Consider the following 11394-nt stretch of genomic DNA (forward strand, 5'->3'; position numbering starts at 1 on the left):
CTGCCCATCGGTGAGGTGAACCGCCCCGAGCGTAGTGGGAGACACCGTCAAGGCGAGACTTGCTGCAACAGCGTTCGAAAGGTTCAACTTACCCGAAGAATCGAGCATGATCAATCGTATACATCTAACGAAACCACTTAGACAAAGATCATGGTGCCTCAAGTTGGGTAACAAAAAAGTAATGCACGTGTTCGCAAACTGACCAGGCTGATTTCTTACAATTCAATCAGCGGCTTAACCTTCTTCACGCGCCATTGCACGGCCGCATGCGTTCGTAAATTTTAGGAGTAAACATATGACCAACTTGAAAAAGAACCTTTTCGCAGCAGTGCTGCTGGCGACATCGACGATGGCAGTCAGCGCACAGCCGCATACGTCCGCTGTCAGTGCAAGCGCGGCGGCGTCCTCAAGCATAGATAAGACGCGCGCGGAAGTGCGTGCAGATCTAGCATTGTGGAAGAAAGCGGGGCTCGATCAATTCCGGGTAGACTACGAGCCCTCCATTACCTTTAGCCGCGAATACAGATCTGCCTACGCTGAGTATGTTCGTATGCGTAATGGCCCAGAATATAACGCAGAGGTACAACGGGAGGTACAACGGCAATCGAAACGGTAATTCGATTTGACGAGGCTCTTCTCCATGAAGGAGTAGCAATAGTCACCGCGCATAGCTACACTTGTGCGCGGTATTCTTATCTAACACCTAGGCGGTCATTCCCATGTATGGCGCGGTTAATATCCGAACACGAATGCCAAAACTAATGTAGTGGTCGAGCCACTGTAAACCCCATAGTAACCAATCGATCGACCGTCCTACAAAACGTTTTTCCGCCATGCATTCGAGCTATCGCGGCAACGATCGCTAACCCCAGACCAAAATGATCTTGATCACTAGACACCCGCTCTGCCGGTAACCTGACGAACCGCTCAAAGCACCTTACCAGGTGCTCTTGTGCGACAGGCGTGCCAAGATTACAAACTGCGATCCGCACTTCTTCGCCTGCTGATTCCACGACAATCAGCACGTCGCTGAACGCGTCGGCGTGCCGGATCGCATTTGATAGTAGATTCGACACGGCGCGTTGAAAAAGCGTACGGCTAATCATTGCTGAGGCGTCGCCCACAAGCAGTAATTTCACATCAGCCTCTTCGGCCTGAGCCTCGTGATAATCCATAACCTCCTGGATTGTAATGGCAATACTGTTGGTCTGTTCTGTCTTAATTCTCGTGCCGCCATCGGCCCGTGCGAGGAGCAATATGTCGCTTATGACTCTTTCCATTCTGTGTAGATCTTCTAGATTAGAAGCGAGCATTTCGTTAAGCGAGTGCTCATAGCGTTTCGAACTTAATGCCAGCTCGGTTTCACCAATCAGCGTTGCCAACGGCGTCCTTAGCTCATGGGCCAGATTGGCATTAAATTCCTCCATCTGAGCATAGGCACCTTCGATACGTTCAAGCAACGCGTTGAACTGGACCATCAACGGTAGAATTTCTGCCGGAGCGGCCTTCGTCTCCAGTCGCTCGCCAAGCCGTTCCGGAGACAGTTTCGCGACCTGGCGACTCAATACATCGATCGGAGTCAGCGCCCTGCGAACCAACCACGCGGCACCTAACGATGCGAGTACTGCGCCTAAAATTGCGCCGATAAACAGAGCCAGTGCCAAGCGCTTGAGAAAACGGACGTCGGAAGTGATGTCCATGCTCAGTTGCGCTTGGAGCGGTCCCGTCGATAGTCCATACTCGGGTAGCATAAACGTAAGCTGCCGAAACATGCTTTCCTTGGCGTTTAATGGTCTTTTGCCAAACGTCTGGGTCACACTGCTACTTTGCAGAACCAGCGAGAGCTCTGGATGGCCATGGAAGAAATCCAAGAGCTGATGTTGCAACGATTCGAAGCTATCTTTAGATACATTTTCCGTAGTTAAATGCAGAATCGCCCTCTGCTTTTCCGCCAAAAGCTCGGTCTGACGGGTCGCGAAATTCGAACTAATAACAAGATAGACAGCTGTACAGATCAGTCCTACACTTACCAAGGTCTGTATCGCGAGCCAGCGCGAAAGTCGGCCTCGAATTGAGTTTGAGCAACTCAACATTCGGCATCCCGAGCCTCAATTACATAGCCCATGCCGCGCACGGTGTGTATGAGTTTGTTCTCGAACGGGCCATCCACCTTTGCGCGTAATCGCCGCACGGCCGCTTCAACTACGTTAGTATTATTGTTGAAATTAATATCCCATACCTGTTCCGCTAAAGTCTGCCGAGACAAGACTTGGCCACGCTTTCGCATGAACAACTGGAGCAAAGCGAACTCCTTCACAGTCAAGTTGATCGGCTGCTCGTTCCGATAGACGCGTCGGCGCAGAAGATCCAACTCTAGATCAGCTACGCGAACGATATTCGTGTGGGAGTCAGTCAAGTTTGCAGGATCGTTCCTACGAACCAACGCGAAGATCCGAGCCATGAGCTCGGTCAGCGAGAAGGGCTTGGGAAGGTAATCGTCAGCGCCATCCTCCAGCCCTCTTACCCGGTCTTCAACCCGGTCTCTTGCGCTAAGCATGAGCACTGGCACACGACTCTGCTTGCGCAGCTCGCGTAATAGTTGAAATCCATCCATACCCGGCAACATTACATCCAGAAGGATAAGATCGTATGGGGTTTCCCGTGCGAAATATAGACCTTCCCTGCCATCGCCAGCCACATCAACCACATAGCCATGTTCCGTCAATGCTCGACGTAAGTAGTCCGCAAGCTTTCTTTCATCTTCGACCACAAGAACTTTCATTGCGGGTGTGATTCCTCCATGGGATAAGGGCTGAGCGCACAGTGGCGCGTGAGGCGACACCGCATCTGCTGTCGTAACTAGCAGCTCGTTCCTAACGCACGGTATTCTCGCAACTGTATACGTTACGTTATTCAGCCTGTCATTAGACGAACACAATCATTACAAATTCGTAATCTCGGCCGCATATGTAGTTTGGCGTGTGAACTGCCACTAACAATGGGATGGTCGCTACCATCACATTTTTGACATATTTAGGCCTCGTCGCAATGCGTCACCGTTCAAGTGGTCTATATGAGACTATTTTATGCATGTGAGCGCTCGGAACTGGCAGTCATTTGGTCCACTACTCTTCCTCGCTTCAGCACCTCATACACCAAATACACGGGACGTTGCTTAGTTTCGTAATAAGTCTTGCCGATGTACTCGCCAAGCAGCCCAATTGACAGCAATTGGGCACCACCAAGAAATGTAATCATGGCAATGAGGGAAGGGTAACCTTGCACTGGGTCGCCGAAGACAAGCGTCTTGGCAACAATCCACAGGGCGAAAATAATGCCAAGAAATGCCGTCAGCAGGCCTCCAGCGACGACAAGGCGCAGCGGAGCGGTGGAGAAAGAAGTAATGCCCTGAAAGGCGAGGTTAAACAGGCTGGCGTAGTTCCATTTGGTAGTGCCCGCCACACGCGGCATCCGATCATACTCAATGACTGTCGTGGGCAAGCCTATCCAGGCAAACAAGCCTTTCATGTAGCGATTCCGCTCGTTCAACTGTTGCAGGGCATAGATAGCCTTGCGGCTTAACAAGCGAAAATCGCCGGTATCGGGTGGGATCTCCACATCGCTGACAGCATTGAGCACGCGGTAGAAGTGATGCGCGCTGCGGCGCTTGAACCAGGTTTCGCCTGCTCTTGAGCTGCGGCGCATACAAACGACGTCCGCGCCTTCGTTCCAGGCTTGCATCATTTTGGGGATTAATTCTGGAGGATCCTGCAAGTCGGCATCCATGATGACGACCGCGGCGCCGACGGCATGCGCTAGGCCCGCTGTCAGAGCCGCTTCCTTTCCAAAGTTTCTGCTTAGAAATACAGCCGTGACAGCCGAGTCATCATTGGCCAACCGTCTCATCACAGCGGGCGTACCGTCGCCACTACCATCGTCCACTAAGACCAGTTCATAAGTAACCCGTAGGCCGGTGAGCACAGCGGTCAACCGTTCGTACATAACCGTGATGACCTCCTGCTCGTTGTACAACGGAATCACTACCGACAACTCCGTCATGTCACCCTTATCTAACTCGGGGCTCATTATCTCGACCAACGCGCTCATGGAACACAACCCTTATGTAACGAATGACATTCATCACCGCAATTGCGGCGTTGATGTAGGAAACGAGCCTTGCATGGTTCTCGCCATATAGTTTCAATTCTAATTAAGCAAAACCGTCAGTTCAGTGACGGCTCAATTACTTTTTTGTAATCCATCTGGAACGTAAGCTTGCCGGTCCATTGGCAATGCCTTTGGAGTCTCGGATCGCCAACCCCATGATTCCCTATTCGAGCTGGAATTTACCGTTCTTACTCTAACGCTTTGCACACCACGGTTCAGTTCAAATCGTCCGGCATCCCTGGACTTTGCTGCCAAGTGATAGAATTAGCCGTCCTCTTTGGGGAGTAGCCTACTTTCGACTTGGCGCGAAAGAGTTGCGTCAACATTCTTGGCTCCAAAGCCATGGCGCAAGCGGCCGAAAGGCATGGTGAGACCATAGACTTTTCTAGTGCGCTGCCGAGCCGTACCGGAAAGTCCATGTGTCGCTCGGCTGGAACCACTCCCTCATGAATTTTGTTTCTATGATGATCCTGGCGTTGGCCATGTCTACCGACGCGTTTGCGGCCGCCGTGGGCAAAGGTACTGCCCTTCGCAATCCTCGCCTATCAGAAGCGCTAAGAACCGGAATTATTTTTGGTGTAATCGAGGCCATCACGCCGTTAGTCGGATGGGCTCTAGGTTCCATCGCAGCCGAGTTCGTTGCAGACTGGGATCACTGGATCGCTTTCACCCTCCTATCGATTTTGGGCGTGTTGATGATTCGCACCGGCCTTCGGGCTAAAGAAGCCGAATCCACTCCTGCGATCCGTCACTCGTTTTGGTTACTTGCCGCCACGGGGTTCGCCACCAGCATTGATGCGATGGCCGTGGGCGTCAGCCTAGCCTTTATCGATAACAATATCCTGATAACCGCTGCGGCCATTGGCTTGGCGTCGTTCGTAATGGTGACGCTCGGTGTCATGGTCGGCCGGTTGATCGGCAATGTGGCCGGCAAGTGGGCGGAGATTCTTGGCGGGTTGGCATTAATGGGCGTTGGTACGGTCATTCTGTATGAACACCTCACCATGTAAGAAGCAAATGAACTTGGGCGACGCTAAAGAGGGATACCCCAGCAGATTGCAGCGATCCGCGGCACGATACATGGCCTAATGATTAAGGTGCTGGAAGGCCAGATTCGGGAGCACATCGCTGCGGCGGGTTTGTCAGCGGCAGAACGCGAACAGGGGGTCAACCAGCTGGCTAAGGTGCTGCGATCCTACCTAAAGTAAAGCTCCAGGGTGACTTAACTGAGCGTCTGGCCCTCGACCTCACTGACCCGGCATGACCGAGTCTAAAGAGCGCAAGAACTTCTGGGGCGCCTGAAACCCGATAACCTGAAAGTCGATCTCCGCCCCTTGTCTGTCGAAAAAGATAATGCCTGGCGGGCCAAAGAGCCCAAAACGTTTAAGCAGTGCTTGATCCTCGGCATCGTTCGCGGTCACATCGGCTTTAAGCAACACGACGTCTCTCAGGCGCTTTCTCACCTGGGCATCGGTAAACGTGAAGCGCTCCATCTCCTTGCACGAGATGCACCAGTCTGCCCAGAAATCGAGCATGACATAGCGGCCTTCAGCCCCCTGCAATTGCGACTCAAGGTCGGCAAGGCTCGTGACTTTCTTGAACTGCAGCTCGGTCGAGCCGATATCCTGCATGGCTGCAGCACCTGGACCGCTTAAACTGCGTAGGGGCTGCAGCACATCGCGGCCTCCTGACAGCACGCCGATAAGCAGCGCCAAACCTGAACTGAGCGCAATAACCCCTACCCCTTTGCCCAAACGTACAAAGCCAGCCGAACCGTCTGGTAGCGGGTCCAATGCCTTCAAGTACATCGCAGAAATAATGAGCAAAGCGGCCCATAAGCTCATGTGGACGACAGAAGGTATCACCGGGGAAATCAGGTAGATGGCCACCGCCAGCATCGTGACACCAAAAAAGTGCTGCACTGATTTCATCCACGAGCCGGCCTTAGGCAGAAGCGCACCCGCTGTGGTGCCAAAGATCAGAAGCGGAACACCCATCCCTATGGCCAGCGAGAAAAGCGCCAAGCCACCCAGCACGACATCTCCTGTCTGCCCGATGTAAAGCAGTGCTCCGGCCAGAGGTGCCGCTACGCACGGCCCGACAATGACGGCGGATAGCACACCCATAACGGATACGCTCAAGACCTTGCCGCCGGCAGACCGGTTTGCGGCGCCCGCTAGGCGACTTTGGATGGAAGCGGGTATCTGAAGCTGATAAAAGCCGAACATGGACAGCGCAAGCAACACGAAGATGAGGGCAAAACTGCCCAACACCCACGGGTTTTGCAGGTACGCCGAGAGCATCGTCCCTGCTAATCCCGCGGCCACACCGGCGAGCGCATAAGTTATGGCCATGGCCATCACATAGACCAAAGAAAGTCCGAACGCGTGGCGGCGGCTTAACGAGCGCCCCTGCCCAATAATCATTCCCGACAGGATCGGAATCATGGGCAGCATGCAGGGGGTAAACGCGAGAACCAAGCCAAAACCAAAGAAGGTGGCTATAAGCGCCCACGCATTGTCCTGAGCGAACAGATCTCGTACGAGGCTTTTTTCCGAGACTTGGACCTTGGCAGTGCTTCGCGGGATGCCGCTACTCGCTTGAGCTTGCGCGACGTTAGCACCTTCTGAGGCGGCGCTGGTTTGGGCTGCCTCGACAAGCACTACCGACAGCGTTTTATTTATTGGTGGATAGCAGACTCCGGTCGGATCGTTACAACCCTGATAGGAGGCTTGCAGAATCAGCGGATCGGAAATGGATCCAGACAGCCGATTTAACGTAATTGGGATCTGGACAGATCCGTAATACACCTCGACATGCCCAAAAGTGGGGTCATCCTTAAGCTTACCTTGGGGTAGCGCGACGTTCTTGATCGCTGCGCTGGATGACGCCTGAAGAGCGAACGCAATCCTATCCCGATAAAGATAATAGCCGTCTGCTGCAGTGAGCGTAGCGACCAGCGTATCGGCGTCGCGTGCCCTCACCGAGACTTTGAACGCTTCGTCTGGTGGCAACAGCTCTTGGTCAGAGTTCTCGCCACCAAACCAACTTCGCATGGGGCCTAGAATCCCACTGTCCGAGGAAGCAGAAACCGACTCTGTAATACCGGTGGACTCGGCTGGCATTTCAGAAAATTGTGCGGAGCTAACGCCAGGTAACCACGCCAGTGCCAACACCAGCATGGCTATCAGAAAACGCATAGAGTTCACTTCAATTACTCATCATTCAGAACATTATGATGCCCATGAAAACGAAGGCGAAAATAGCGACCAACCCAATTACAGCTAGCGCCAGGAGAACTATTCGTGTGAGTCTGGTTCCCATGGCCTGCTCCAGTATCAAGGTGCTTTCTTGTGCTCTAGTGCACGTGGGTAGTCCCCAACATTAGCGACTTCCGGCATTGGCGCTTGGGCGGGTTCACTCGTCTTTGATTCGTTATCGCTGTGGCCCGACTGCATGCCTTTCATCATGAAAAACATCATCAACGGACAGATCAAGAAGAATAAGAACGGGCTTGCCGCAGTAATCCACTCACGAGCATCCGGCAACGCTGCATAGGCGACAGCAATCAACACGGCTAGCCCAAGACCGGCCTTGAGCATCGTCTTCATATCACATTTCATTGTTGGCTCCTTATACTTGCGTGGCGGATGAGTTATGCAGAAATCCAGCGACGAGCCTACTGTAATACTTCGCTGCTGTCAGGCAGATTGCGCGGACATTACATCTTCGTCATCTTTGAAAAGGAGCTCGAGGGAGGAAAAAATTTGTTGCTATATGTACAAAGCGGTCGCCCCGTTTCAGCAGCACTAGTGAACAAAAGACAAAGCGTTCCATATATACAGTGGGCGAAAAATCTGCCGGTTGACATTGTCTCTGTGGGAACGTCTACTCTGCTGATAAACGTGATGAGGACCAAGTTAAGCGGACAGCGCTACAGCGTTTGAGCGCCGTCCGGCCATTCTGGCCAGACTAGGCGCTGATCAAAAAGCACATCGTGCATCGGGCGTACTGTACGCCCAGTAGTTCATCTATGCCATCCGCCTACACGCTTCGGCACATTTGCGGCAAGCCTCGGCGCAGCGCTGGCAGTGATCCATTTGGTGCTTGGCGCACTCATCCGCGCAAGCTTGGCAAACATCGGCGCACAGGCGACAAAGGGCTTGGGCAAACTCACTGTCCCTGGCCATATAACTGGCCGCTAGGCGGCAAATTTGCGCGCAGTCCATGTCTAGCTTTATGCAGCGTGCCATCGCTTTGACGTCTTGTTCCCCCAGGCATGAAACAGCGCAGTGGTCGCATTCGGTAGCGCAAGCATAACAAGCGTCGATGCATGATTGAAACCTTTCATGAGGCATATTAATCTCCAAAGAACTTACGGTGTGATTATCAAGTGGCTCCGCTATGCGATGCCACTTGCCTAATCCAGCAACTTCAATGCCTTAAGCGCAATACTCTGCTCTATAATCTCGTTTTCTTCACGCAATCTGTGTTCTACATGCGCCTCGTATTACAATTTTTTAATGCTTGCGTTATGTTGACGTCAGTAGTACCACTGTAGTTCCGTAACACAATCAATACCCCATGGTTGGAGCCTGTGCAGGCATTGCGCGTGCCGAATGGTCCTACACCTTTCTGGAGCACGACCATGCACACATCCCTGAAGATGAGGAACATGAAATGAGCACTGTTGTCCTAGAATCGACGCTGACCTGCCCTGAATGTGGGTATGTCAAAACGGAAACTATGCCAACTAACGCCTGCCAATGGTTCTACGAGTGCGAGCAATGCCGGGCTGTTTTGAAGCCGCAACCCGGCGACTGCTGTGTTTATTGTTCGTACGGTTCCGTACCCTGTCCGCCAGTTCAAGAACACAGCAGACAGAAAGGCTGTTGTAGCTGATCGGAACCTCAAGAGGCGAAACACGGAAGACCACGCAACTACCCAATCGCCCCAAGCGCCGGAAACGTCCTCAGTAACCAAATAGCAAAACGCACCAACTGTCCACTTGCTACCGCAATGCCCATCAGTACCAGAATCGCGCCGGTGGTTATCTGAAGGTAGCGCCCCGTCCGGCGCAGCGAACCTAGCCGACGCATAAACGGCGTCATGAAGTACGCGGAAAGAAGGAACGGTACACCTAGCCCCAGTGCATAGACCCCCAAAAGCAGTACCCCCTGTCCCAAACTCTCGGAAGTGGCACCGAGTATCAAAATACCGCCGAGCACGGGACCAATACACGGCGTCCAACCGAAACCGAACGCCATGCCAAGCACGGTCGCCGACCAAGGCTTACCGCTACCGCTACGCGGCTCGAAGCGGTAGTAACGCTGCATCCATAGCGGGGCACGTATGACGCCCATAATCATCAGGCCGGCGATGACAATAACGCCTCCCGCGGCAATATTCAGTTCATAGCGATACGATAGAAACAAACGCCCAATTGCGGTGATGCTGGCCCCTAAAATCAGAAACACCATGGAGAAGCCAGCAACGAAACACGCACTAAGGCCCAATGCTCGCCAGCGAGCCACACGTGCTTCGATATGAGAGGTACTGGACTGAACCGAATCGCCCGCAATATAGGAGAGGTAACCTGGCACGAGCGGTAAAACACAGGGCGATAGGAAGGAAGCAATACCGGCGAAAAACGCCGTTAATAGCCCAATGACAGTTAATTCAAGCATCGCATCATCCCCAGTTGGTAGTCTGCTTTATTCTTATCTCGCATCACTTTGAGTCCCGAATAGAGGCGTGCAGCAGTGCGCCATCAATTAATGCTTCAACTTGCGGGCCATCCCAGGCAGCGGGCCCCATCGCCCTGCCGATTTCGCGCCCTTCTCGATCAATCAATAGCGTTGTTGGCACGCCCGGCGCACGCAGCGTGTCTGAAACCCTTGTCGTCGGGTCAACGTAATGCTTTAACGTTCGAATACCAAAATCCTGATAGAACGGTTTGATCAAATCAGGATCCCGATCAATCGACAGGGCAACGACTTCAAAGTCTGGACCGCCACGCTTGGCATTTAACCGGTCCAACGATGGCATCTCCTCCCGACACGGGGGGCACCAGGTCGCCCAGACATTAAGCAATATGACACGGCCTTCAAAATCGGCCAAAGTCACGGTCTTGCCCGTCGCATCCCGGAAGGAGAGCAAAGGCAGTTCACGTGGCGTATGCCAGCGCATGAATCGCTGCCCCCCTATGTCCACCGCAACATTAAGTACTCCACCTAGGAGATTTTTCGAGGCATTGTTACGTTGGTACAAAAACAAAACGGTCGCGATGGCGATCACGCTGATTAACGCCACTGCTGCCCAAGCAATTATCTTAAAAGAGTTCTTCATTGTTAACGTTCAGCATCCATCAGTTCTTGGGGGTTACCGTTTCGGCTTGTGCTCGACGAGCTCGCTCTATGCTGTCTGCGACAGCCCGCGCGGCGTCCGAGTCAGGCGGAAGCAGGTCGAATAACTGTTGCCAATAGTCAATCGCTGCCGGATAGTCTTGGCGCTCAAGCGCTGCGGCGCCCGCCAAAGTCAGGGCGAATGGTTCCCGGGGATTGAGCGATAGTGCGCGCTCCAGCAATTGCGTCGGCTCCCCTTTAAAGCCAGCTTGATTGCTTCTGGCGAGTGTTTCGGCAAATTCGGACAACGCCAAAGGATCCGACTGGATGACGGTCGCCGCTTTGGCAAAGGCGGCAGCCGCGTCTTCATATTTTTCAAAATAGCGATATGAGCGCGCCAGCATGAGCCAACCAGGCGCGTCATTAGGATTGCGCGCCAGCCTCGCAGCGAGCGAGTCCACCATCGCCTGCACATCGGCTTGTGTCATAGCGGGAGCACTTTGCGCCGGCGGTGGCGTAATCGCAGCGGGGTTCCCTATCGCCAGATAGGTAAGCGTTGCTGCCACGGGTAAGACGATGGCCAGCGCTATCGCGGCTGACTTGCTGCTCTGGCGCCGTTGCCCGGTATCCTGAGCGGGTGTTGCCTCATCAAGCACACGTCGTTGCAGTTCTTGTTGGGCCGCAGCGTGATCGTGCAAAGACAATATACCGTTAGCGCGATCCTGCTCCAGCTCAGCCAATTGGTCGCGCAGCACCGTCGCATTGACGGCGTGATGCTCGATGCTGCTATTCAGCTTGGGTCCACGCCACAGAGCAAGCCCGAGCCACAAGGTGACACCAGAAGCAAGTAATGAAGCAATCAGGATAAAAATCAAATTCATGG

At 53.3% G+C, this 11394-nt stretch carries 13 protein-coding genes and 1 riboswitch; of the genes, 4 read left to right on the plus strand and 9 right to left on the minus strand.

Going from position 1 to position 11394, the window contains the following annotated elements:
* Positions 1-295 precede the first annotated feature (295 nt).
* A complete protein-coding gene (locus CHR62_RS13125; RefSeq protein ID WP_123661221.1) occupies positions 296-616 on the plus strand; it encodes a DUF4148 domain-containing protein in 321 nt (106 codons plus the stop codon).
* Positions 617-758: 142 nt separating this feature from the next.
* Here the strand turns inward: CHR62_RS13125 and CHR62_RS13130 are convergent, their stop codons facing one another.
* The 3 genes from CHR62_RS13130 to CHR62_RS13140 all read right to left on the minus strand — a co-directional run bounded on the left by CHR62_RS13130 (position 759) and on the right by CHR62_RS13140 (position 4107).
* Positions 759-2093 carry a heavy metal sensor histidine kinase gene (locus tag CHR62_RS13130; RefSeq protein ID WP_123661222.1) on the minus strand — a complete coding sequence of 445 codons (1335 nt, stop codon included), beginning with the start codon at positions 2091-2093 and terminating at the stop codon, positions 759-761.
* Positions 2087-2782, minus strand: coding sequence for a heavy metal response regulator transcription factor (locus tag CHR62_RS13135; RefSeq protein ID WP_123661223.1), 696 nt, complete (start codon positions 2780-2782; stop codon positions 2087-2089). Before CHR62_RS13135 ends, CHR62_RS13130 begins: the two co-directional genes overlap by 7 nt.
* 302 nt (positions 2783-3084) lie before the next feature.
* Positions 3085-4107, minus strand: coding sequence for a glycosyltransferase family 2 protein (locus CHR62_RS13140; RefSeq protein ID WP_123661224.1), 1023 nt, complete (start codon positions 4105-4107; stop codon positions 3085-3087).
* Between the two features lie 327 nt (positions 4108-4434).
* Positions 4435-4562, plus strand: a riboswitch (yybP-ykoY riboswitch).
* 51 nt (positions 4563-4613) lie between these two features.
* On the opposite strand from CHR62_RS13140, the gene mntP reads away from it, so the two are divergent.
* Together mntP and CHR62_RS16005 are read left to right on the plus strand one after the other, a co-directional pair.
* Positions 4614-5177 carry a manganese efflux pump MntP gene (gene mntP / locus CHR62_RS13145; protein WP_123661225.1) on the plus strand — a complete coding sequence of 188 codons (564 nt, stop codon included), beginning with the start codon at positions 4614-4616 and terminating at the stop codon, positions 5175-5177.
* A 45-nt stretch (positions 5178-5222) separates the two neighbouring features.
* On the plus strand, positions 5223-5375 hold the full coding sequence (locus CHR62_RS16005) for a metal-sensing transcriptional repressor (protein ID WP_370318065.1): 153 nt from the start codon (positions 5223-5225) through the stop codon (positions 5373-5375).
* A gap of 39 nt (positions 5376-5414) precedes the next feature.
* On the opposite strand, the gene dsbD is transcribed toward CHR62_RS16005, so the two are convergent.
* The 3 genes from dsbD to CHR62_RS13165 form a co-directional block, all read right to left on the minus strand.
* Positions 5415-7367 carry a protein-disulfide reductase DsbD gene (gene dsbD / locus CHR62_RS13155; protein ID WP_123661226.1) on the minus strand — a complete coding sequence of 651 codons (1953 nt, stop codon included), beginning with the start codon at positions 7365-7367 and terminating at the stop codon, positions 5415-5417.
* A 138-nt stretch (positions 7368-7505) separates the two neighbouring features.
* Positions 7506-7790, minus strand: a complete 285-nt coding sequence (locus CHR62_RS13160) for a DUF2933 domain-containing protein (RefSeq protein ID WP_185780636.1) — start codon at positions 7788-7790, stop codon at positions 7506-7508.
* 408 nt (positions 7791-8198) lie between these two features.
* Positions 8199-8525, minus strand: coding sequence for a four-helix bundle copper-binding protein (locus CHR62_RS13165; RefSeq protein WP_123661227.1), 327 nt, complete (start codon positions 8523-8525; stop codon positions 8199-8201).
* A 322-nt stretch (positions 8526-8847) separates the two neighbouring features.
* Here CHR62_RS13165 and CHR62_RS15865 point away from each other — a divergent pair, with 322 nt between their 5' ends.
* Complete coding sequence (locus CHR62_RS15865) at positions 8848-9069, plus strand: GDCCVxC domain-containing (seleno)protein (protein ID WP_123661228.1); 222 nt, start codon at positions 8848-8850, stop codon at positions 9067-9069.
* A 38-nt stretch (positions 9070-9107) separates the two neighbouring features.
* Here CHR62_RS15865 and CHR62_RS13175 read toward each other — a convergent pair whose 3' ends face one another.
* Genes CHR62_RS13175 through ccmI form a run of 3 tightly spaced genes read right to left on the minus strand, consistent with a single transcriptional unit; the run spans position 9108 to position 11392 of the window.
* Complete coding sequence (locus CHR62_RS13175; RefSeq protein WP_123661229.1) at positions 9108-9854, minus strand: cytochrome c biogenesis CcdA family protein; 747 nt, start codon at positions 9852-9854, stop codon at positions 9108-9110.
* Between the two features lie 43 nt (positions 9855-9897).
* Complete coding sequence (locus tag CHR62_RS13180) at positions 9898-10515, minus strand: TlpA disulfide reductase family protein (RefSeq protein ID WP_199722949.1); 618 nt, start codon at positions 10513-10515, stop codon at positions 9898-9900.
* Between the two features lie 19 nt (positions 10516-10534).
* A complete protein-coding gene (ccmI, locus tag CHR62_RS13185; protein ID WP_123661230.1) occupies positions 10535-11392 on the minus strand; it encodes a c-type cytochrome biogenesis protein CcmI in 858 nt (285 codons plus the stop codon).
* Positions 11393-11394 lie beyond the last annotated feature (2 nt).

The sequence above is a fragment of the Pusillimonas sp. NJUB218 genome (assembly GCF_003788685.1).
GTDB lineage: Bacteria > Pseudomonadota > Gammaproteobacteria > Burkholderiales > Burkholderiaceae_B > Neopusillimonas.